Annotated in this window: 17 protein-coding genes; 16 read left to right on the top strand and 1 reads right to left on the bottom strand. The window is 63.7% G+C overall.

Features of this window, described 5'->3' with window-relative positions:
• Positions 1 to 276 precede the first annotated feature (276 nt).
• The 14 genes from benA to ACI2JX_RS16570 all read left to right on the top strand — a co-directional run bounded on the left by benA (position 277) and on the right by ACI2JX_RS16570 (position 16,437).
• Positions 277 to 1,635 carry a benzoate 1,2-dioxygenase large subunit gene (gene benA, locus ACI2JX_RS16635; protein ID WP_368972138.1) on the top strand — a complete coding sequence of 453 codons (1,359 nt, stop codon included), beginning with the start codon at positions 277 to 279 and terminating at the stop codon, positions 1,633 to 1,635.
• Positions 1,632 to 2,120, top strand: a complete 489-nt coding sequence (benB, locus tag ACI2JX_RS16630; RefSeq protein WP_186554376.1) for a benzoate 1,2-dioxygenase small subunit — start codon at positions 1,632 to 1,634, stop codon at positions 2,118 to 2,120. Before benA ends, benB begins: the two co-directional genes overlap by 4 nt.
• Before the next feature lie 73 nt (positions 2,121 to 2,193).
• Positions 2,194 to 3,204, top strand: coding sequence for a benzoate 1,2-dioxygenase electron transfer component BenC (gene benC, locus ACI2JX_RS16625; protein WP_264232680.1), 1,011 nt, complete (start codon positions 2,194 to 2,196; stop codon positions 3,202 to 3,204).
• 190 nt (positions 3,205 to 3,394) lie between these two features.
• The gene (locus tag ACI2JX_RS16620; RefSeq protein ID WP_264232682.1) at positions 3,395 to 4,156 is read left to right on the top strand and encodes a 1,6-dihydroxycyclohexa-2,4-diene-1-carboxylate dehydrogenase; all 762 of its coding nucleotides are present in this window, start codon (positions 3,395 to 3,397) and stop codon (positions 4,154 to 4,156) included.
• Between the two features lie 54 nt (positions 4,157 to 4,210).
• Positions 4,211 to 5,539, top strand: a complete 1,329-nt coding sequence (locus tag ACI2JX_RS16615; protein ID WP_264232684.1) for an aromatic acid/H+ symport family MFS transporter — start codon at positions 4,211 to 4,213, stop codon at positions 5,537 to 5,539.
• Between the two features lie 31 nt (positions 5,540 to 5,570).
• Positions 5,571 to 6,692: a muconate cycloisomerase family protein gene (locus ACI2JX_RS16610; protein ID WP_404690533.1), complete on the top strand. Its 1,122-nt coding sequence runs from the start codon at positions 5,571 to 5,573 to the stop codon at positions 6,690 to 6,692.
• A 28-nt stretch (positions 6,693 to 6,720) separates the two neighbouring features.
• Entirely contained in the window at positions 6,721 to 7,011 is a 291-nt protein-coding gene (gene catC, locus ACI2JX_RS16605; protein WP_264232688.1) for a muconolactone Delta-isomerase, read from the top strand.
• 40 nt (positions 7,012 to 7,051) lie between these two features.
• Positions 7,052 to 7,978, top strand: coding sequence for a catechol 1,2-dioxygenase (catA, locus tag ACI2JX_RS16600; RefSeq protein WP_264232690.1), 927 nt, complete (start codon positions 7,052 to 7,054; stop codon positions 7,976 to 7,978).
• A 562-nt stretch (positions 7,979 to 8,540) separates the two neighbouring features.
• Complete coding sequence (locus ACI2JX_RS16595; RefSeq protein ID WP_404690532.1) at positions 8,541 to 9,743, top strand: benzoate/H(+) symporter BenE family transporter; 1,203 nt, start codon at positions 8,541 to 8,543, stop codon at positions 9,741 to 9,743.
• Between the two features lie 75 nt (positions 9,744 to 9,818).
• On the top strand, positions 9,819 to 11,069 hold the full coding sequence (locus ACI2JX_RS16590) for an OprD family porin (protein ID WP_404690531.1): 1,251 nt from the start codon (positions 9,819 to 9,821) through the stop codon (positions 11,067 to 11,069).
• Positions 11,070 to 11,173: 104 nt separating this feature from the next.
• The gene (locus ACI2JX_RS16585; RefSeq protein ID WP_404690530.1) at positions 11,174 to 12,265 is read left to right on the top strand and encodes a metal-dependent hydrolase; all 1,092 of its coding nucleotides are present in this window, start codon (positions 11,174 to 11,176) and stop codon (positions 12,263 to 12,265) included.
• Between the two features lie 2 nt (positions 12,266 to 12,267).
• The gene (locus tag ACI2JX_RS16580) at positions 12,268 to 12,969 is read left to right on the top strand and encodes a TraX family protein (RefSeq protein WP_404690529.1); all 702 of its coding nucleotides are present in this window, start codon (positions 12,268 to 12,270) and stop codon (positions 12,967 to 12,969) included.
• Positions 12,970 to 13,118: 149 nt separating this feature from the next.
• On the top strand, positions 13,119 to 14,270 hold the full coding sequence (gene nosP / locus ACI2JX_RS16575) for a nitric oxide-sensing protein NosP (protein WP_404690528.1): 1,152 nt from the start codon (positions 13,119 to 13,121) through the stop codon (positions 14,268 to 14,270).
• On the top strand, positions 14,200 to 16,437 hold the full coding sequence (locus ACI2JX_RS16570) for a NahK/ErcS family hybrid sensor histidine kinase/response regulator (protein ID WP_404690527.1): 2,238 nt from the start codon (positions 14,200 to 14,202) through the stop codon (positions 16,435 to 16,437). The genes nosP and ACI2JX_RS16570 overlap by 71 nt, the downstream gene beginning before the upstream one ends.
• Positions 16,438 to 16,480: 43 nt before the next feature.
• Here ACI2JX_RS16570 and ACI2JX_RS16565 read toward each other — a convergent pair whose 3' ends face one another.
• On the bottom strand, positions 16,481 to 17,488 hold the full coding sequence (locus ACI2JX_RS16565; RefSeq protein WP_392466939.1) for an aldo/keto reductase: 1,008 nt from the start codon (positions 17,486 to 17,488) through the stop codon (positions 16,481 to 16,483).
• Positions 17,489 to 17,791: 303 nt separating this feature from the next.
• On the opposite strand from ACI2JX_RS16565, the gene ACI2JX_RS16560 reads away from it, so the two are divergent.
• Positions 17,792 to 19,984: a PQQ-dependent dehydrogenase, methanol/ethanol family gene (locus ACI2JX_RS16560; RefSeq protein ID WP_404690526.1), complete on the top strand. Its 2,193-nt coding sequence runs from the start codon at positions 17,792 to 17,794 to the stop codon at positions 19,982 to 19,984.
• A gap of 7 nt (positions 19,985 to 19,991) precedes the next feature.
• Positions 19,992 to 21,425, top strand: a complete 1,434-nt coding sequence (aldA, locus tag ACI2JX_RS16555) for an aldehyde dehydrogenase (RefSeq protein WP_264232706.1) — start codon at positions 19,992 to 19,994, stop codon at positions 21,423 to 21,425.
• The last annotated feature ends 488 nt before the right edge of the window (positions 21,426 to 21,913 follow it).

Raw genomic sequence — 21,913 nt, 5'->3', positions numbered from 1 at the left:
AATTTTTCTTTTGTGTTGTTTGTTCCGGCCTCATCGCGGGGCAAGCCCGCTCCCACGTGACTCGTGGGAGCGGGCTTGCCCCGCGATGGCGTCCGACTATCCACCACACCTGTCACTATCGACAGATATCGCCAGCCCAGGCGCCGCCATCACCCATGGCTAAAACCAATCTGCCTGCACAAAACGGATAACACTCTGCACGAAGCGGATATTGCGTAACACCTCCGCCACATAACCTGACCTGGCCTGAAACAATAACAATTGGAGACCCTGGCCATGTCCCTGGGATTCGACTACCTCAATGCCATGCTCGAGGACGACCGGGAATCGGGCGTCTACCGCTGCAAGCGGGAGATGTTCACCGACCCGCGCCTGTTTGACCTGGAGATGAAACACATCTTCGAAGGCAACTGGATCTACCTGGCCCACGAAAGCCAGATTCCCGAAAAAAATGACTTCCTGTCCCTGACCATGGGCCGTCAGCCGGTCTTCATTGCACGCAACAAGGACGGCGAGCTCAATGCCTTCCTCAATGCCTGCAGCCACCGTGGCGCCATGCTCTGCCGGCACAAGCGCGGCAACCGGTCCAGCTACACCTGCCCATTCCATGGCTGGACCTTCAACAACAGCGGCAAACTGCTCAAGGTCAAAGACCCAAGCAACGCCGGCTACCCCGACAGCTTCAACTGCGACGGCTCCCACGACCTGACCAAGGTCGCGCGCTTCGAGTCCTATCGTGGCTTCTTGTTCGGCAGCCTCAATGCCGAGGTCAAGCCGCTGGTCGAGCATCTGGGCGAGTCGGCCAAGATCATCGACATGATCGTCGACCAGTCGCCAGAAGGCCTGGAAGTGCTGCGCGGCTCCAGCTCCTATATCTATGAAGGCAACTGGAAGCTCACCGCCGAGAACGGCGCAGATGGCTACCACGTCAGCTCCGTGCACTGGAACTATGCCGCCACCCAGAGCCAGCGCAAACAACGCGAGAGCGGTGACGAGATCAAGACCATGAGCGCCGGCGCCTGGGCCAAGCAGGGCGGGGGCTTCTACTCGTTCGACCACGGCCATCTGCTGCTCTGGACCCGCTGGGCCAACCCCGAAGATCGCCCGGCCTATGAGCGCCGCGAGCAACTGGCGGCTGACTTCGGCCAGGCCCGCGCCGACTGGATGATCGAGAATTCGCGCAACCTGTGCCTGTACCCCAACGTCTATCTGATGGACCAGTTCAGCTCGCAGATCCGCATCGCCCGGCCGATTTCGGTGAACAAGACCGAGATCACCATCTACTGCATCGCCCCCAAAGGCGAGAGCCGCGAGGCCCGCGCCAAGCGTATCCGCCAATACGAAGACTTCTTCAACGTCAGTGGCATGGCCACCCCGGATGACCTGGAAGAGTTCCGCTCGTGCCAGACCGGCTACGGCGGCGGCACCGGCTGGAACGACATGTCCCGCGGTGCCAAGCACTGGGTCGAGGGCGCCGACGAGGCGGCTCAGGAAATCCAGCTGCAACCGCTGCTGTCGGGTGTGCGCACCGAGGATGAAGGGCTGTTCGTGCTGCAGCACAAGTACTGGCAAGAAACCATGCTCAAGGCCCTTGAGCAGGAACCTCAGCTGATTCCCGTGGAGGCCGTGCGATGAGCGATCTCTATGACAGCGTGCGCGATTTTCTCTACCGCGAGGCGCGCTACCTGGATGATGCCCAGTGGGATCAGTGGCTGGAGCTGTACGCCGCCGACGCGACCTTCTGGATGCCATCCTGGGACGACAACGACCAGCTCACCGAGGATCCGCAGAGTGAGATCTCGCTGATCTGGTACGGCAATCGCGGTGGCCTGGAAGACCGCGTGTTCCGCATCAAGACCGAGCGCTCCAGCGCCACCGTGCCGGACACACGCACCTCCCACAACATCAGCAACATCGAGATCGTCGAACGCAGCGAAGAGCAGTGCCTGGTGCGCTTCAACTGGCACACCTTGAGTTTTCGCTACAAGACCACCGACAGCTACTTTGGCAGCAGCTTCTACACCCTCGATCTGCGCGGCGAGCAGCCGCAGATTTTGGCCAAGAAAGTGGTGCTGAAGAACGACTACGTTCGCCAGGTCATCGACATCTACCACATCTGACTTCAGGTCTTGGCGAGTGCCGTTCGGGGCGCCCTCTGGCGCGCCGCGGCCAGGCTCGCCTGCGAGGTGCACCATGAGCTTCCAGATCGCACTGAATTTCGAAGACGGGGTTACCCGTTTCATCCAGGCCGATGGCCAGGAAACCGTTGCCGATGCCGCCTACCGCCAAGGCATCAACATCCCGCTGGACTGCCGCGACGGCGCCTGCGGCACCTGTAAGTGTCAAGCCGAGTCCGGCCGCTATGACCTGGGTGACAACTTCATCGAGGATGCCTTGAGCGAGGAAGAAATCGCCCAGGGTTACGTGCTCACCTGCCAGATGCGCGCCGAGTCCGATTGCGTCGTGCGCATCCCGGCTTCCTCGCAGCTGTGCAAGACCGAGCAGGCCAGTTTCGAGGCGGCCATCAGCGATGTGCGGCAGTTGTCCGAAAGCACCATCGCCTTGTCGATCAAGGGCGAGTCGCTGAGCAGCCTGGCGTTTCTGCCGGGGCAGTACGTCAATCTCAAGGTGCCGGGTAGCGAGCAGAGCCGCGCCTATTCGTTCAGCTCATTGCCCAAGGATGGCGAGGTCAGCTTCCTGATTCGCAATGTGCCGGGCGGGCTGATGAGCAGCTTTCTTACAAGCCTTGCCAAGACCGGCGACAGCATGACCCTGGCCGGCCCGTTGGGCAGCTTTTACCTGCGCGCGATCCACCGGCCACTGTTGCTGCTGGCCGGTGGCACGGGCCTGGCGCCGTTCACGGCGATGCTGGAGAAGATCGCCGAGGCCGGCAGCGAGCACCCGCTGCACCTGATCTACGGCGTGACCAACGACTTCGACCTGGTCGAGCTGGACCGCTTGCAGGCATTTGCTGCGCGCATCCCCAACTTCACCTTCAGCGCCTGTGTGGCCAACCCGGACAGCCAGTATCCACACAAGGGCTACGTGACCCAGCACATCGAGCCGTGCCACCTCAACCAAGGTGATGTGGACGTGTACCTGTGCGGCCCGCCGCCGATGGTCGAGGCGGTCAGCCAGTACATCCGCGAGCAGGGCATAACCCCGGCCAACTTCTACTACGAGAAGTTCGCAGCAGCAGCCTGAACCTTTGTTGGGGCCGCCCGCATCGTGCGGGTGTTGGCGGCCTCTTTTTTATTAGCTCAAGCACACAGTGGGTGAGGGCGTGGCAGCGGGTTTGCCCGGCGATAGCGAACGGACATGCGCCAGCGATGGCCTGGCAGATCCAATCGCGGGGCAAGCCTACTCCCACGACCGCGCCAACAAGGAGGCAACGATGAACGCTAGATTCCAAGGCCAGGTCGCCCTGGTCACCGGCGCCGCCCAAGGCATCGGCCGTGGCGTGTGCTGGCGGCTCAAGGCCGAGGGCGCGCAGGTCATTGCAGTGGACCGTTCGGAATGGGTCCATGAGTTGGCCGGGGAGGGCATGCTGACCCTCACCGCCGACCTTGAACAACACAGTGAGTGCGCCCGGGTCATGGCCCAGGCGGTCGAGACCTTCGGCCGCCTCGACATCCTGGTCAACAACGTCGGCGGCACCATTTGGGCCAAGCCGTTCGAACACTATGAGGTCGAGCAGATCGAGGCCGAGGTGCGCCGTTCGCTGTTCCCGACCCTTTGGTGCTGCCACGCCGCGCTGCCGTACATGCTCGAACGCAACAGCGGCGCCATCGTCAACGTGTCGTCGATTGCCACCCGCGGAGTCAATCGCGTGCCGTATGGCGCAGCCAAGGGGGGCGTCAACGCCCTCACCGCATGCCTGGCCTTCGAGACCGCAGGCCGGGGCATCCGGGTCAACGCCACCGCGCCCGGCGGCACCGAGGCCCCGCCGCGCAGGGTGCCGCGCAATGACGCCGAGCAGAGCGAGCAAGACAAGGCCTGGTACCAGCAGATCGTCGCCCAGACCCTCGACAGCAGCCTGATGAAACGCTACGGCAGCATCGATGAGCAGGTCAGCGCGATTCTCTTCCTCGCCAGCGATGAAGCCTCCTACATCACCGGCGTAACCCTGCCGGTGGGGGGCGGCGATCTCGGCTGATTGCCTGCCCGGCAAGGTTCACCTCACACAACAAAAACAACAGAGACAGATGCCATGCGAACAATTGACGTCCACCCGATCATCGATAATGCCCGCTTCACGCCGTTTCACTGGATGGTCATGGCCTGGTGCGGCCTGCTGCTGATCTTCGACGGCTATGACCTGTTCATCTACGGCGTGGTATTGCCGGTGATCATGAAGGAGTGGGGCCTGACGCCCCTGCAAGCCGGTGCGCTGGGCAGCTATGCGCTGTTCGGCATGATGTTCGGCGCCTTGGTCTTCGGCAGCCTGGCCGACCGCATCGGGCGCAAGAAGGGCATCGCCATCTGTTTCGCCTTGTTTTCCGGCGCGACCATTGTCAATGGTTTTGCCAGCAGCCCGAGCGAGTTCGGCATCTACCGCTTTATCGCCGGGCTTGGCTGCGGCGGCTTGATGCCCAATGCCGTGGCGCTGATGAATGAATACGCGCCCAAACGCCTGCGCAGCACCCTGGTGGCGATCATGTTCAGCGGCTATTCGCTGGGCGGCATGCTCTCGGCCGGGGTAGGGATCTTCTTGCTGCCGCGGTTTGGCTGGGAGTCGATGTTCTTCGCCGCTGCGCTGCCCTTGCTGCTGTTGCCGCTGATTCTCTATTACCTGCCCGAGTCGATTGGTTTCCTGGTTCGCCAGGGCCGCACCGAAGAGGCGCGCAAACTGCTCAAACGCCTGGACCCGCAGTGTGAGGTGCGGGCAGATGATCAATTGCAGGCTAGCGACCGCAAAGGTAAGGGCGCCTCGGTGCTGGAGCTGTTTCGTGATGGCCTGGCGGTACGCACCCTGGCCCTGTGGCTGGCGTTCTTCTGCTGCTTGCTGATGGTCTATGCACTCAGCTCCTGGTTGCCGAAATTGATGGCCAACGCCGGCTACAGCCTGGGTTCGAGCCTGTCGTTCCTGCTGGCGTTGAACTTCGGCGGCATGGCCGGGGCGATTCTCGGCGGCTGGCTGGGCGATCGCTACAACCTGGTCAAGGTCAAGGTCGCGTTCTTCATCGCTGCAGCTGTGTCGATCAGCCTGCTTGGGGTCAACAGCCCGATGCCGGTGCTCTACCTGCTGATCTTCATTGCCGGCGCCACCACCATCGGCACGCAAATCCTGCTGTATGCCGGCGCTGCGCAATTGTACGGCCTGGCGGTGCGCTCCACTGGCCTTGGCTGGGCCTCGGGCATTGGCCGCAATGGCGCCATCGTCGGCCCGCTGCTGGGCGGTGCGCTGATGGGCATCAACCTGCCGCTGCAACTTAATTTCATCGCCTTTGCCATCCCCGGCGCGATTGCCGCGCTGGCCATGGCCGTGCACCTGGCCAGCAGCCGGCGCCACGGCCTGGCCACGGCGGCCCAGGCGTGACCCTGTGACTTTAGCCAACTGGAGGCCTTGCATGACAAGCCCGACTATCGAACGGCTGGAGGCGATTATCGTCGACCTGCCGACCATCCGCCCGCACAAGCTGGCCATGCACACCATGCAGCAGCAGACCCTGGTGGTGCTGCGCCTGCGTTGCAGCGACGGCGTCGAGGGCATCGGCGAGGCCACCACCATTGGCGGCCTGGCCTACGGCTACGAAAGCCCGGAAGGGATCAAGGCCAACATCGATGCGCACCTGGCGCCAGCATTGATCGGCCTGGCGGCGGACAACATCAATGCCGCGATGCTCAAGCTGGACAAGTTGGCCAAGGGCAACACCTTCGCCAAGTCCGGGATCGAAAGCGCGCTGCTCGATGCCCAGGGCAAGCGCCTGGGCCTGGCCGTCAGTGAGCTGCTCGGCGGCCGCGTGCGCGACAGCCTGGAAGTGGCCTGGACCTTGGCCAGCGGTGATACCTCCCGTGACATCGCCGAGGCTGAGCACATGCTGGACATTCGCCGGCATCGCGTGTTCAAGCTGAAGATCGGCGCCAACCCACTGGAGCAGGACCTCAAGCACGTGGTGGCGATCAAGCGCGAGCTGGGCGAGCGCGCCAGCGTGCGCGTCGACGTCAATCAGTACTGGGACGAGTCGCAAGCCATTCGCGCCTGCCAGGTGCTGGGCGACAACGGCATCGACCTGATCGAGCAGCCGATCTCGCGCATCAACCGTGGCGGGCAGATCCGCCTGAACCAACGCAGCCCGGCGCCGATCATGGCCGATGAGTCGATCGAAAGCGTCGAGGATGCCTTCAGCCTTGCCGCCGACGGCGCCGCCAGCATCTTCGCCCTGAAGATCGCCAAGAACGGCGGTCCCCGAGCGTTGTTGCGCACAGCGCAGATTGCCGAGGCGGCCGGCATCGCCGTGTACGGCGGAACCATGCTCGAAGGTGCCATCGGCACTATGGCCTCGGCCCACGCCTTCCTCACCCTGCGTCAGCTGACCTGGGGCACCGAGTTGTTCGGCCCGCTGCTGCTGACCGAGGAGATCGTCACCGAGCCACCGCGCTACCACGACTTCCAGCTGCACGTGCCACGCAGCCCAGGCCTGGGGCTGAACCTGGATGAAGCGCGCCTGACGCGCTTCGCCCGCCGCTGAACCTGACTTGATCGAAGGAGAACTGCCCATGCTGTTCCACGTGAAGATGACCGTGAAACTGCCGCTCGACATGGACCCGGCCAAAGCCGCCCAGCTCAAGGCCGACGAGAAGGAGCTGGCCCAGCGCCTGCAACGCGACGGCACCTGGCGCCACCTGTGGCGCATCGCCGGGCACTACGCCAACTACAGCGTGTTCGATGTGCCCAGTGTCGAGGCGCTGCACGACACGCTGATGCAGCTGCCGCTGTTCCCGTACATGGACATCGAGGTCGACGGCCTGTGTCGCCACCCCTCGTCGGTGCATGCCGACGACCGCTGATTTCCACCGACTCGCACAAGAACAACAGAGGTACGCAATCATGACCGTGAAGATTTCCCACACTGCTGATATCCAGAAGTTCTTCGAGCAGGCTGCCGGTTTTACCAATGACCAAGGCAGCCCGCGCCTCAAGCGCATCATCCAGCGCGTGTTGCACGACAGCGCCAAGCTGATCGAGGACCTGCAGATCAGCGAAGACGAGTTCTGGCATGCCGTCGACTACCTCAATCGCCTGGGTGGGCGCGGTGAAGCCGGGCTGCTGGTGGCGGGGCTGGGCCTGGAGCATTTCCTCGACCTGCTGCAGGACGCCAAGGACGCCGAAGCCGGCCTCACCGGCGGTACGCCACGGACCATTGAAGGCCCGTTGTATGTGGCCGGTGCGCCGCTTGCCGAAGGCCAGGTACGCATGGATGACGGCAGCGAGGAGGGCGTGGCAACGGTGATGTTCCTCGAAGGCCAGGTGCTGGACCTCAATGGCCAGCCGCTGCCCGGGGCTACGGTTGACCTGTGGCATGCCAATACCCGTGGCACCTATTCGTTCTTCGATCAGAGCCAATCCGAGTACAACCTGCGTCGGCGCATCGTTACGGACGCTGAAGGGCGCTACCGCGCGCGGTCCATCGTGCCCTCCGGCTATGGTTGCGATCCGCAGGGACCGACCCAGGAGTGCCTGGATCTGCTGGGGCGGCACGGCCAGCGCCCGGCGCATGTGCACTTCTTCATCTCGGCGCCTGGCCACCGGCACCTGACCACCCAGATCAACCTGGCCGGGGACAAGTACTTGTGGGACGACTTCGCCTATGCCACCCGTGATGGGCTGGTCGGTGAGGTCGAGTTCCGCGAGGACGGCGCACGGGGTGTGGCCGGGCGCTATGCCGAGCTCAGGTTCGACTTCCAGCTGCAAAAGGCCCCGGACAGTGAGGCCGAACAGCGCAGTGGCCGGCCGCGGGCGTTGCAGCAGGCCTGAGCCACCGTGTTGTCTTCTTCGCGGGCAAGCCCGCTCCCACAGGGACTGAGTCGCTCGGGCGACCCGCGCAGTACCTGGAGTTGCGCAGCGTTATCAACGGGCACCCCAGCGTCGCTGCATCGACGCACTGCCTGTGGGAGCGGGCTTGCCCGCGAAGAAGACAACACAATCCCAGAGTCGGTCACCCAGGCCGTCCTCGCGCAGCGTTATCAACGGGCACCCCAGCGTCGCTGCATCGACGCACTGCCTGTGGGAGCGGGCTTGCCCGCGAAGAAGACAACACAACCCAGAGTCGGTCACCCAGGCCGCCCTCGCGCGGCGTTATCAACGGGCACCCCAGCGTCGCTGCATCGACGCACTGCCTGTGGGAGCGGGCTTGCCCGCGAAGAAGACAACACACCCAGAGTCGGTCACCCAGGCCGCCCTCGCGCGGCGTTATCAACGGGCACCCCAGCGTCGCTGCATCGACGCACTCCCTGTGGGAGCGGGCTTGCCCGCGAAGAAGGCCACACAACCCCAGAGTCGGTCACCCAGGCTGGCCCGATGTCTTGCCAGAGGTCACATGAAAGACCTGTTCAAGGATTGCTCACTGTCCGCCATCGTTGCTGGCCTGATCGCGACGATGATCTCCTATGCCGGCCCGCTGGTGATCATCTTCCATGCCGCCGAAGCCGCCGGCTTGACCCACGCCCAGCTGTCTTCCTGGGTCTGGGCGGTGTCCATCGGCAGCGCCGTGCTCGGTGCGCTACTCAGCCTGCGCTATCGCGTGCCGGTGGTCATCGCCTGGTCGATACCAGGCTCGGCACTGCTGGTCACCGCCTTGCCACAGCTCGGCCTGGAGCAGGCCATCGGCGCCTATCTGCTCGCCAACCTGATCTTGCTGCTGATCGGTGTCAGCGGCGCTTTCGACCGGCTGATCGCGCGTCTGCCCGGCTCGATTGCCGCCGGCATGCAGGCCGGCATCCTGTTCAGTTTCGGCATCGAAGTATTCCGCGCCTTGCCGGTACAGCCCGCATTGGTCCTGGCAATGTTCGTCACGTACCTGCTGATGCGCCGGCTGCAACCGCGGTACGCCGTGGCCGCTGTGCTGTGTGTCGGCGCTGCGGTCACACTATTGAGCGGCCAATTGCGCAGTGAAGCGCTGGTGCTCGAGTTGGCCTCGCCGCAATTCATCACGCCGCACTTCAGCCTGTCTGCACTGTTCAGCCTGGCGGTGCCGATGGTGCTGGTGGCCTTGACCGGGCAGTTCATGCCGGGCATGGCCGTGCTGCGTAATGCCGGCTACCAGACACCGGCCAGCCCCCTGATCACGGCCAGCGCAGTGGGGGGGCTATTGCTTGCCCCATTCGCATGCCACGGGCTCAACCTGGCGGCAGTCACCGCCAGCCTGTGCACCGGCCGCGAAGCGCACGAGAACCCCCGCCGGCGTTATATCGCCGCGCTTTCAGGCAGCGCCCTGTACTTGCTGCTGGGCATTGCCGGAGCGACCTTGATGTCGTTGTTCGCCGCATTCCCCGCCGCCTTGATCGCCGCCCTGGCCGGGCTTGCCCTGTACGGCGCGATCAGCGACGCCCTGGCGCGCAGCCTGGCCGAGCCGCTGGAGCGTGATGCGGGGCTGTTTACCTTCCTGGTAACGGCATCCGGGGTGTCGTTCCTCGGTTTGTCGGCGGCGTTCTGGGGGCTGCTGTTCGGCCTTGGCGCCCATGCGCTGCTGGCGATTCGCCGGCCACCACAACCTGGCGCGGCCCTGCGCCGTAGCCCCTGAAAGGAGCCTGTTCACGCACACCACACGTAATTGCAGCGCTTTACCCATAACAACAAGATCATAGAGAGCTTCGCAATGAACCATACCCCTTGTGTCGCCCTGGGCATCAGCTTGCTCAGCCAACCACTGCTGGCCGCTGAAGGCGGATTTTTCGAAGATGCCAAGGCCAGCCTCAGCGCCCGCAATTACTATTTCAGCCGGGATTTCTCAGACATCGTCGGCGCCAACCAGCAATCCAAGGCCGAGGAATGGGCCCAAGGCTTTATCCTCGACTTCAAGTCAGGCTACACCCCAGGCCCGATAGGTTTTGGGGTGGACGCCTTGGGCTTGCTCGGCATCCGCCTGGACAGCAGCCCCGACCGGGTCAATACCGGCCTGTTGCCGGTGCATGGCGATGGCCGTGCGGCGGGGGAGTACAGCCGCCTGGCACCGACCTTCAAGGCTCGCGTCTCGAAAACCGAGCTGCGTGTCGGTGAGTTGCAACCCAACCTGCCAGTGCTGACCTTCAGCGATATCCGCTTGCTGCCGCCGACCTACCAGGGCGTGAGCCTCAACTCTGGCGAACTCGCTGGCCTGACCTTGCAGGCAGGGCATCTGTCGTCCACTCACCTGCGCAACGAAGGCGGTGACGACAAGCTCAATGCCATGCTCGGCCATGTGCCGATGCGTCAGGCCGCCAGCGACGCCTTCAACTACCTGGGCGGCGACTATGCCTTCAATGCCAACCAGACCTCCGCCAGCCTCTGGTTCGGCCAGTTGCAGGACATCTACCAACAGGGCTTCGTCGGCCTCAAGCACAACACGCCTGTGGGCGACTGGCTGCTCAGCGCCAACCTGGGTTACTTCACCGCCCGCGAGGACGGCGACGCCTTGCTCGGCCGGATCGACAACCAGGCGTTTTTCTCGCTGCTGACTGCCAAGCATGGCGGGCATAGTTTCCATGTCGGCTATCAGGGCATCTATGGCGACAGCCCATTCCCACGGGTGTTCGCCAACATCACCCCGCTGGGCAACGAGGTACCCACCTACGAGTTCGCCTACACCGATGAGCGCTCCTACCAAGTGCGCTACGACTACAACTTCGCCGCCTTGGGCATCCCGGGGCTGACCGCGACCGTGCGCTACATCACCGGTAACAATGTCGATACCGGTCTGGGCTATGAGGGCAAGGACCGCGAACGCGACCTGGATATTGGTTACGCGGTACAGAGCGGCGTGCTCAAGGGCCTGGGGATCCGCGTGCGTAACGCCATGGCGCGGTCCAACTATCGCAGCGATATCGACGAGAATCGGTTGATCCTGGTCTACACCTGGCAGTTGTTCTGAGTTGTTCTGAAGTGATCCACGCTAGGCGTGGACGGCGATTGCATTTGCACAGTCGAACAGGATGCAGGTAGGTTGCCAAAAACCACCTACTTGAGATCGTTTCCTTGGACTCAATCACCCAAGCCGTCCTCGGCGCCGCGCTGCAGGGCAGCGTGCTCGGCCGCATCCAGGGCCGGCGCTCGCTGCTCTATGGCGCCGCCCTGGGCACCTTGCCTGACCTGGATGTGATCATCCGCTACGCCGACCCGGTGTCGCAGATGACCTACCACCGGGGCTTTTCCCATTCCGTGTTCGTCCTCACCGGCCTCGCACTACTGCTGGCCTGGCTGGTGAGTTGGCTTGGCCAACGCTACTGGCCGCAAAAAGGCTATCGCTGGCCACGGTTGTTCCTGGCGTTCTGGCTGGTACTGATCACCCACCCCGTGCTCGACGCATTCACCGTGTATGGCACCCAGCTGTTCTGGCCGCTGCATTTCACCCCCGAAAGTTGGGCGGCGGTGTTCATCATCGACCCGGTGTACACCTTGCCATTGTTGGCGGCGGTGCTGATCGCCGGGTTCAAGGGCTTGCAGGGCAGGGCAACCACACTGCTCACGGCTACGCTGCTGTTGACTACCGCCTACCTGGGCTTGGGCCTGGCCAGTCGCATGGCCGCTGAGGCGCGCTTTCAGGCTGCACTGGACCAGCAGGGCATCGCCGTAAGCGAGGTGCGTGCAGTGCCTATCGCGTTCAACAGCCTGGTCTGGCGGGTAATGGCCAAGACCGCGGACGGCCATTACTACGAAGGCGTCAGCAGCGCGTTCGATCGCCAGCCCCCGGAAATGCTCCGCCAGTCGCTCAACCTGGAAGCGGCCAAGCCCCTGCAAGGCGCCCCCTTGCACGAGCGCCTGCGCTGGTTCACCGGCGACTGGTTGCGCTATGACGTGGTTGGCGATGCGCTGGTGGTGACCGATTTGCGCATGGGTATCCCGGGCAACTACACCTTCCGCTTCCAGATGGCCCGCCGCGATGGGCACGGGCAGTGGATCGTCGGCACGCCGTCGGCGTGGTCGGGCACGGCGCCCAATTCGATGTTCAATGGGCATGACCTGGCGCTGATCTGGCGACGCATCTTCGATCAGCAGCCACCGCTGCCGCTGGCGGCCTGGACCGCCAAGTACCTGGGCCAGGCCGCAGCGCCCGAGCCTGGCCGCTGAGCATGCGCTCGGCCGGGTTGGACCTGGTCAAGTGGCTGGCGATCCTGACCATGGTCGCCGACCACCTGCGTTACCTGTGGCCGCAGGCTGACGGTCTGTTCATCATTGGCCGACTGGCGTTTCCGTTGTTTGCATTGGCCTTGGCCATCAACGTTGGGCGCAGCCATCCGCTTGCCTGGCCGAGCGCCACAAGTGCCCGGTATCTGGGTTGGTTGCTGGTGTTCTCGGTAGTTTCCGAGGCGCCGTACCGGTGGCTGGACAACGGCTCGACGACGTTCAACGTGATCCCCACGCTGAGCCTGGGCCTGCTGGTTGCCTGGGGCGTACATCACCGCCTATCGGCAGCGCGTTGGCTTGCAGCAGGCGCGGCACTGTTCGCAGCTGTATACAGCGAGCAACTGATGTATGGCCTGCCGGGCGTATTACTGCCGGCTGCGGTCGTCGTTGCCAGAAGCCGTGGGGGCGCAACCTGGCTGCTGCCGTGCGCCCTGGCCGTTGCTGGCAATCTGACCAACAGCTGGTTGCGCGAGTACCCGCTGTTGCCGGTCTCCGTGCTGATCATGAGTGTGGCCGCCTTGTCGATCCCGTCAGGGTATTGGTTGCTGGGCCAGGATTACAGGCGTGTGCCGCGTGTCGGCCGCTGGGGTTATCTGTTCTATCCGCTGCACCTGCTGGCGATCAAACTGTTGCAGGGGGTGCTGTGACCGTTACGCTGACGGGCCTGATCGCGGCGACCGGGTCTTGAATATGTACAACCAATGCCACCCCCACCCAGTACCCAAGTAGCATTCGAGCCAACCCCTGGCTTGCCTATCCTGCCGCCAAGGCATTCCCCTCTCTACGGAACCGAACCATGAGCGAAGGCGTCCTCAGCGCACTTTCGCGCGCCAGCAGTGCCGCCCAGGCCGCGCGCGAGCTTGCCGAGCAGTTGCTGCATGCCGAGCTGGGCTTGGTGCTGTTCTTCTGCTCGGCCGAATACGATCTGCCGGCCTTGGCTACGGCATTGCAAAAGCAGTTCGCCGAGGTGCGCCTGGTCGGCTGCACCAGCGCTGGCGAGCTCACCCCAGAGGGCTACGGGCGTGGCTGCATTACCGCGGTAGGCTTTGATCGGCGCTATTTCTCCATCGCCGCCGGCCTGGTGGAAGCCATGCCCGGTTTCAGCCTGCTGGAGGCGCAAGCACTGGTGGCGCGCTTGGTCGATGAGTGCCGAGGCAACAGCCTGGCGCCGATCAAGGGGCATAGTTTTGCGCTGACCCTGTTCGATGGCCTTTCCAGCCGCGAAGAGGTGGTGCTCGCCGCCTTGGCCGCAGCGTTGGGTGATATCCCGCAATTTGGCGGTTCGGCGGGCGATGACAATCATCTGAGCCGTACCCATGTGTATTTCGACGGCGCCTTTCACAGCGGCGCGGCGGTGTTGCTGCTGGTCAATACCTGGCTTGAGTTCGAAGTGTTCAGTACCGATCACATCCAACCGCGCCAGGAGAAACTGGTGGTCACCCGTGCCGATCGCCAGTTACGCCGGGTGTACGAACTCAACGCCGAGCCCGCCGCCCAGGAATACGCGCAGCTGATCGGTGTGGCGCAAGCGGCGCTCGATCATCGCGTGTTCGCTGCCCACCCGCTGGCGATGCGGATCAACCACAAGCACTACGTGCGCGCCATCCAGCAGGTGCATGACGACGGTAGCCTGAGTTTCTACTGCGCAGTGGAGAACGGCATCGTCCTCACCGCCATGCACCCCGGCCCGTTGCTGGCCAACTTGCAGGGGTTGTTTGCCGGGCTGCGGCAACGTCTTGGCCCGTTGCTGCTGACCATTGGTTGCGATTGCGTGCTGCGCCGCCTGGAGCTGGAAGGTGAGGGCGGTGTGGCCGAGGTTGGGGCGTTTTTGCGTGAGCAGCAGGTGCTGGGCTTCAACACCTATGGGGAACAGTTCAATGGCATGCACATCAACCAGACCTTCACCGGCGTTGCCATCGGACGGCCCCGCGAGCCTCTTGCCAGCTGAGCAGATCGCCCAGCTACACCAGGAAAACGCCAAGCTCAGGCGGATCAACGCCGCGCTGATCGAGCGCCTGGAATCAGGCGCGGCGCGGCCCGACGATGCCTTTGCCGCCTTTCAGCACTCGGTGGTGTTGGCCGAACAGGTGCGCGAGCGCACCGATGCGCTCAACCATGCGCTGCACGAACTCAAGGCCAGCCACCTGTTGCTCAGCGATGCCCACCAGCGCGCTGAAACCGCGCATCAGCGCCTGGTGGACGCTATCGAGAGCATCTCCGACGCCTTTGTGCTGTTCGATCCAGGCTTGCGCGTGGTGCTGTTCAATCGCCGCTTCAAGGCCCTGTGGGCCAATAGCCGGTTACGGGTTGCCAGCGGCATGCACCTGGTGGAGGTCAAGCGCCTGATGCACAGCCTGCTGCGCGAGGAGCCGCGGGCGAGCAGCGACGAGCAACCGCTGTATCGGCTGCGCAATGAGCGCTGGCTGCAGGTCAGCGAGCGACCGACCCGCGATGGCGGGCGGGTGATGCTGTTCACCGATGTCACGCGGGTCAAGCTGCGCGAGAATCACCGCCGCGAGCAGGCCCTGGCGCACAAGTCGTACCTGCTCCAGCGCGCCGTGGACAACCTGTCGCAAGGCTTGGCCATGGTCAATGCCGAAGGCGTGCTGGAGTTGTGGAACCGCAGGTTTCTGGAGGTCAGCGGCTTGGCGCCGATTGCCAGCCACCGGCGCTTTTGCGATGTGATTGCCGACAGTGAACTGGCCCTGCTGACACCGGCCAGCCGCGATGACCATGGCCAGCCGGTACACGAGCTGGAGCAGCGCCTGTTCGATGGCCGCATGCTGGAAATCCGCACCCATCCGTTGCCCACTGGCGGCTTCGTCAATACTTTCACCGACATCACCGAGCGCTATGCCCATGCCGAAGCGCTGCACCAGGCCTATCAGCACCTGGAGCTGCGGGTGCATGAGCGTACCGCCGAGCTGACCTGCCTCAACCAGCAGCTGCTGCGCGAAATCGACCAGCGCCGGCGTATGGAAGCCAACCTGCGCGAGGCCAAGGCCGAGGCCGAGCAGGCCAACCTGTCCAAGACCAAGTTTCTCGCGGCGGTCAGCCACGACCTGCTGCAGCCGTTGAACGCTGCGCGCCTGTTCACCAGCGCCTTGCTTGAGCAACCGGGCGTGGGGCCGATGGTGCACAACGTCAGCAATGCGCTCGATGGCGTGGAGAATCTGTTGGGCACGTTGGTGGATATCTCCAAGCTCGATGCCGGGGTGATCCGCGCCGATGTCGCCAGCTTCGCCCTGAGCGATTTGCTCGATAACCTGGCCGCCGAATACGCCACGGTGGCGGCCAGCGAAGGTCTGCGCCTGGCCTATGTACCCAGCCGTTTGCGGGTGCGCAGCGATGTCCAGCTGCTGGCGAGGATCTTGCGCAACTTGCTCAGCAATGCCATCCGCTATACGCCCAAAGGGCGGATCTTGTTGGGCTGCCGTCGGCGTGGGCGCAAGGTATTGATCGAGGTGTGGGATACCGGTATCGGCATTGCCGCCGACAAGTGCGTCGAGGTGTTCCAGGAGTTCAAACGTGGCGAGGCCCAGCGCCCCGATCAGGACCGTGGCTTGGGTTTGGGCTTGGCCATCGTCGACAAGATTGCCGGCATCCTTGGCCACCCAGTACAGTTACGCTCGCAACCCGGCAAGGGCTCGGTGTTCTCGATCGAAGTGCCGTGCTGCCGGCGCGTGCCGCGCCAGGTCCACACGCTGGTGGGGCACATGCCCATGTTGCAGTCGTTGCAGGGGGTCCGTATCTGGGTGCTGGATAATGATGCGGCCATTTGCGAGGGGATGCGCAGCCTGTTGCAGCAGTGGGGCTGCAGGGTGACCACGGCGTTGAGCGAGCAAGACTTGGCCCGGCAGGTGAATGTCGCGCGGGCGCGGGTGGAGCTGTTGATCGCCGATTATCACCTGGATCATGAGCGCACCGGGATCGAGGCGGTAGCCGCGATCAATGCGCGGCGCGACCGGTCGATTGCGGTGCTGATGATTACCGCCAACTACAGCAACGAGCTCAAGCAGCAGGTGCGCGAGCTAGGCCATACCTTGATGCACAAGCCGGTCAGGCCAATGAAGCTGAAGACGGCTATCTGTCATCTGTTGGGTGGGCAGGTATAAAGCCGGGACCGCTGCGCGTTTCATTGCAGCGGTCCCCGAGCAGCTATCGGGCAATCCGCCCACTGACGTAATGCGCCACATCATTGAACCCCGGCGTTGAGGCATGCCCCGGCGTCACCAACGTATCGATGAAGGCTTCGTCCTCCGCCGTAACCTTGACCTGCAGCGCCCCGGCATAGGTATCCCACTGGGCCTCTGTACGTGGGCCGACGATAGCCGAGCTGACCAGCTGGTTGTTCAGTACCCAGGCAATGGCGAACTCGACCATCCCCACGCCCTTGGCCTCGGTGTAGGCCTGGATCTTGCGGGCAATGCTCAACGATTCCTGGCGCCATTCGGTTTCCATGATGCGCTTGTCCTGGCGCCCGGCGCGGCTGCCGGCATCGGGCTGCGCACCGGGAGCGTACTTGCCACTGAGCACGCCGCGGGCCAGCGGGCTGAACGGCACCACGCCCAGGCCATGGTAAGCCGCAGCCGCCAACTGCTCAGGCTCGGCCTGGCGATTGACGATGTTGTACAGCGGCTGGCTCACCACCGGCTTGGCCACGCCCAGGCGCTCGGCCACGTTGCAGATTTGCGCGATGCGCCAACCGCGGAAGTTGGACACGCCCCAATAGCGGATCTTGCCCTGCGCCAGCAGCTCGCCAATCGCCCGGACAGTCTCCTCAAGCGGCGTCCTGTGGTCTTCGCGGTGCAAGTAGTAGATGTCCAGATAGTCAGTGCCCATGCGCGTCAGGGTTGCCTCGATGGCATTGAACAGGTGCTTGCGCGACAGCCCGCTGCGGTTGGGCAGACCTTCTGCCGGGCCAAAGCCCGCCTTGGAGGCAACGATCCAGTCCTGGCGGTGACGCGCCACCGCCTCACCGACGATCTCCTCCGAGCGCCCACTGTTGTAGACGTCGGCGGTGTCGATGAAGTTGATGCCTTGGTCCCAGGCCTTGTCGATGATGCGTAGCGAATCCTCGGTGCTGGTCTGCTCACCGAACATCATGCTGCCCAGGGTAAGGGCGGAAACCTGCAGGCCGCTGCGGCCGAGAGGGCGGTAGATCATGCGCTGGATCCTTTTCCGGTCATCAGGGGGGATCGGATTGTTTTACACACATCCTGCAGGCTTTGAAAGGGTGCTGGGCTTGACGCTTCAACTGTGACCAAGGGCATGACACACCTGTGTCAGGTCTGCGCCAGGTGCGTCAGCGATGGCTCAGTGTGGTCGCGGGCAATGTGCTCAAGGTGTACGCACAGACCGCTCTGGCTCGGCGTTTCAGGGCAATCGCGCGACGCTGGCACAGGCGTTGCTCCTGCTGTTGTCGACAGCCCTGAGCTTTCGCCAATAACAAGAAACGGAGATCCGCCGATGACCCGATCAGGCCCGCACCGCCGGCCCCTGCCCAGTGCCTTGATGACCACCGCAGGCTGCGCCTTGTTCGCCCTGGCCTGCCTGAGCCCGGCCTATGCCGCCCAGGTCGACGGCCAGCGCATCATCGATGCCGACAAGGAGCCCGGCAACTGGATGAGCCACGGCCGCACCTACGATGAGCAGCGCTACAGCCCGCTGAAGAACATCACCGATGCCAACGTCAACCAACTGGGCCTGGCCTGGAGCTACAAGCTCGACCTCGATCGCGGGGTGGAAGCCACGCCCATTGTGGTCGATGGGGTGATGTACACCACTGGCCCGTTCTCGGTGGTCTACGCCTTGGATGCACGCAACGGCAAGCTGTTGTGGAAGTACGACCCGCAATCGGACCGCCACCGCGCCGGCGAAGCCTGCTGCGATGCGGTCAACCGCGGCGTGGCGGTGTGGCAGGGCAAGGTCTATGTCGGCGTGCTGGACGGGCGCCTGGAAGCGATCGATGCCAAGACCGGCAAGCGCGTCTGGTCGGTCGACACGCGCAACGACGACAAGCGCAGCTACACCATCACCGGCGCCCCGCGGGTGGTCAACGGCAAGGTGGTGATCGGCAACGGTGGCGCCGAGTTCGGCGTGCGTGGCTATGTCACCGCCTATGACGCCGAGACCGGCAAACAGGCCTGGCGTTTCTTCACCGTGCCGGGCGACCCCAAGCTGCCACCGGAAGACAAGGCCATGGAGATTGCCGGCAAAACCTGGCACGGTGATGCCTTCGTCGAGCAGGGCGGCGGCGGTACCGCCTGGGATTCGTTTGCCTATGACCCAGAGCTGAACCTGTTGTACATCGGCGTTGGCAATGGCTCGACCTGGGACCCGAAATGGCGCAGCCAGGCCAAGGGCGACAACCTGTTCCTGTCTTCGATCGTGGCGATCAACGCCGATACTGGCGAGTACGCCTGGCACTACCAGACCACCCCCGGCGACGCTTGGGACTTCACCGCCACCCAGCACATGATCCTCGCCGAGCTGCCGATCAACGGCCAGCAGCGCAAGGTGCTGATGCAGGCCCCGAAAAACGGCTTCTTCTACGTGCTCGACCGGGCCACCGGTGAGCTGTTGTCGGCCAAGAACATCGTGCCGGTGAACTGGGCCAAGGGCATCGACATGAAAACCGGCCGGCCAATCTTCGATGACCAGGCCGCCGCCTACTGGAAAGACGGCAAACGCAAGCTGGTGACGCCAGCGTTCTGGGGGGCGCATGACTGGCACCCGATGTCCTACAACCCCAACACTGGGCTGGTGTACATCCCGGCGCACATCATGTCGGCCTACTACGAGCACATCCCCGAGGCGCCCAAGCGCAACCCGTTCAAGAGCGTGTACCAGCTCGGCCTGCGTACCGGGATGATGCCTGAAGGCCCGGATGGCCTGCTGGACATGGCCAAGACCTGGTCGGGCAAGCTGATCGCCTGGGACCCGGTCAAGCAAGCAGCGGCCTGGGAAGTGCCCTACATCACTATCTTCAACGGCGGTACCCTGAGCACCGCCGGCAACCTGGTGTTTGAGGGCAGCGCCGATGGCCGGGTGATTGCCTATGCCGCCGACAGTGGCAAGAAACTCTGGGAATCGCCCGCTGCCAGCGGGGTGATGGCCGCACCCATTACCTATTCGGTGGACGGCGAACAGTACGTGACCTTCATGGCCGGCTGGGGCGGAGCGTTCTCGACCTTCGCCGGCGCGCTGTCGCTGCGCGCCGGGGTGCAGCCGTTCTCCCAGGTGCTGACCTACAAGATTGGCGGCAACGCGGTGCTGCGCGAACCGCCACCCCCGGCCGATGCGCCTGAGCCGCCCGCGCTTAGCGCCGATGAGCAGACCGTGGCGGCCGGCGCTGCGCTGTATGACGGCAACTGCTCGCAGTGTCACGGCATTCATGCGGTGAGCGGCGGGGTATTGCCGGACTTGCGCAAGCTGACGCCGGAAAAACACCAGATGTTCCTCGGCATCCTCTATGGCGGCCGGGTGCCAGATGGCATGCCGTCGTTCGCCGATGCGCTCAAACCTGAGCAGGTGGAGCAGGTGCATCAATACCTGATCAAGCGCGCCCATGACCTCAAAGGCGAAGGCACTGCCTGGCAGCGCTTCAGCGCCAAGCCAAGCGCCGCTACGCCGCTGGCTGACAACAATCCCAAGGAGTGAGACGACCATGCACGACGCGATCTATCAAAACTACATCGACAACGCCTTTGTCGCCAGTGAGCAACTGATCGAGGTGTTCAACCCGGCCAATGGCCAGTTACTGGCCAGGGTGCCCGAATCTTCCAACGAGCAGGTCGAGCGGGCAATTGCCGCAGCTCGCCAGGCGCAAAAGGGTTGGGCGGCCAAGCCTGCAATCGAACGCGCAGGCTACCTGCGCCAGATCGCCGCCAAGGTGCGCGCCAATGCCGAGCGCTTGGCCCGCACGATCACCCAGGAGCAGGGCAAGGTTGCCGGCTTGGCCATGGTAGAGGTGAACTTCACTGCCGATTACCTGGATTACATGGCCGAATGGGCGCGCCGCCTGGAAGGTGAGGTACTGACCAGCGACCGCGCCAACGAACACATCTTCCTGCTGCGCAAGCCCTTGGGCGTTGTGGCCGGGATCCTGCCCTGGAATTTTCCCTTCTTCCTTATCGCGCGCAAGATGGCGCCGGCCTTGCTGACTGGCAACACCATCGTCATCAAACCTAGCGAGGAGACACCGATCAACTGCTATGAATTCGCCAAGCTGGTCGCTGAAACCGACTTGCCGGCTGGGGTGTTCAACGTCGTCGGCGGCAGCGGTGCCAGTGTCGGCCAGGGGTTGAGCAGCCATGCCGGTATCGACCTGGTGAGCTTCACCGGGAGCGTGGCCACTGGCGCGCGGATCATGGCGGCGGCAGCGCCGAACATCACCAAGCTCAACCTTGAGCTCGGCGGCAAGGCGCCAGCCATCGTCCTGGCAGACGCCGATCTGGACCTGGCAGTGCGCGCCATCGTTGCCTCGCGGGTGATCAATACCGGCCAGGTGTGTAACTGCGCTGAGCGCGTGTATGTGCAGCGCGGGGTGGCCGATGCGTTCATCGACAAAGTCGCCCATGCCATGGCCGCCACCCGCTATGGCGACCCATCCAAGGACAGTGCTCTGGACATGGGCCCACTGGTCAACCAGGCCGGCCTGGACAAGGTCGCGCAGATGGTGCGTACCGCCGTTGGCCAGGGCGCTCAATTGGTGACGGGGGGGCAGGTGGCGGACCTAGGGGAGGGTTTCCACTATCAGCCGACGGTGCTGGCCGGATGTGCGGCGGACATGGAGATCATGCGCAAAGAGATTTTCGGCCCGGTGTTGCCGATCCAGGTAATCGATGACCTTGACCAGGCCATCGCGCTGGCCAACGACAGCGAGTACGGATTGACCTCGTCGATCTATACCCGCGATCTCAATGCAGCGCTCAAGGCCAGCCGCGAGCTTGATTTTGGCGAGACCTATATCAATCGGGAGAACTTCGAGGCCATGCAGGGCTTCCACGCCGGGACGCGCAAGTCGGGGATCGGTGGGGCGGATGGCAAGCATGGCTTGTATGAATACACCCGTACCCAGGTGGTCTATATCCAAGGCTGATCCTACTGGCCTCTTCGCGGGCAAGCCCGCTCCCACAGGGTCAGTACAAACCTTACGACTGGCGCTGTGCCTGTGGGAGCGGGCTTGCCCGCGAAGAGGCAGGCCCAGTCAATCGACCAGGTTCGGCGGTACGATTCCGTAGCGTTTCACTGGCGATAAAGCGTCGAGCGCCATTCGTAATATTCGCGCTGCTCCTGTGGGAGCGGGCTTGCCCGCGAAGAGGCCGGCCCAGTCAATCGACCAGGTTCGGCGGTACGATCCCGTAGCGTTTCACTTGCGATAACGTGTCGAGCGCCATTCGTAAGATTCGCGCTACCCCTGTGGGAGCGGGCTTGCCCGCGAAGAGGCCGGCCCAGTCAACCGACCAGGTTCGGCGGTACGATTCCGTAGCGTTTCACTGGCGATAAAGCGTCGAGCGCCATTCGTAATATTCGCGCTACCCCTGTGGGAGCGGGCTTGCCCGCGAAGAGGCAGGCCCAGTCAACCGA

This window comes from Pseudomonas sp. NPDC088890 (assembly GCF_044900155.1).
In the GTDB taxonomy this organism is placed as follows: Bacteria; Pseudomonadota; Gammaproteobacteria; order Pseudomonadales; family Pseudomonadaceae; genus Aquipseudomonas; species Aquipseudomonas urmiensis.
This window is presented reverse-complemented; position numbering and strand designations above follow the sequence as displayed.

Excerpts from the sequence above, each read along its gene's own strand:
- benA (WP_368972138.1), top strand. The coding sequence starts at position 277 with ATGTCCCTGGGATTCGACTACCTCAATGCCATGCTCGAGGACGACCGG.
- benB (WP_186554376.1), top strand. The coding sequence starts at position 1,632 with ATGAGCGATCTCTATGACAGCGTGCGCGATTTTCTCTACCGCGAGGCG.
- benC (WP_264232680.1), top strand. The coding sequence starts at position 2,194 with ATGAGCTTCCAGATCGCACTGAATTTCGAAGACGGGGTTACCCGTTTC.
- ACI2JX_RS16620 (WP_264232682.1), top strand. The coding sequence starts at position 3,395 with ATGAACGCTAGATTCCAAGGCCAGGTCGCCCTGGTCACCGGCGCCGCC.
- ACI2JX_RS16615 (WP_264232684.1), top strand. The coding sequence starts at position 4,211 with ATGCGAACAATTGACGTCCACCCGATCATCGATAATGCCCGCTTCACG.
- ACI2JX_RS16610 (WP_404690533.1), top strand. The coding sequence starts at position 5,571 with ATGACAAGCCCGACTATCGAACGGCTGGAGGCGATTATCGTCGACCTG.
- catC (WP_264232688.1), top strand. The coding sequence starts at position 6,721 with ATGCTGTTCCACGTGAAGATGACCGTGAAACTGCCGCTCGACATGGAC.
- catA (WP_264232690.1), top strand. The coding sequence starts at position 7,052 with ATGACCGTGAAGATTTCCCACACTGCTGATATCCAGAAGTTCTTCGAG.
- ACI2JX_RS16595 (WP_404690532.1), top strand. The coding sequence starts at position 8,541 with ATGAAAGACCTGTTCAAGGATTGCTCACTGTCCGCCATCGTTGCTGGC.
- ACI2JX_RS16590 (WP_404690531.1), top strand. The coding sequence starts at position 9,819 with ATGAACCATACCCCTTGTGTCGCCCTGGGCATCAGCTTGCTCAGCCAA.
- ACI2JX_RS16580 (WP_404690529.1), top strand. The coding sequence starts at position 12,268 with ATGCGCTCGGCCGGGTTGGACCTGGTCAAGTGGCTGGCGATCCTGACC.
- nosP (WP_404690528.1), top strand. The coding sequence starts at position 13,119 with ATGAGCGAAGGCGTCCTCAGCGCACTTTCGCGCGCCAGCAGTGCCGCC.
- ACI2JX_RS16570 (WP_404690527.1), top strand. The coding sequence starts at position 14,200 with ATGGCATGCACATCAACCAGACCTTCACCGGCGTTGCCATCGGACGGC.
- ACI2JX_RS16565 (WP_392466939.1), bottom strand. The coding sequence starts at position 17,488 with ATGATCTACCGCCCTCTCGGCCGCAGCGGCCTGCAGGTTTCCGCCCTT.
- ACI2JX_RS16560 (WP_404690526.1), top strand. The coding sequence starts at position 17,792 with ATGACCCGATCAGGCCCGCACCGCCGGCCCCTGCCCAGTGCCTTGATG.
- aldA (WP_264232706.1), top strand. The coding sequence starts at position 19,992 with ATGCACGACGCGATCTATCAAAACTACATCGACAACGCCTTTGTCGCC.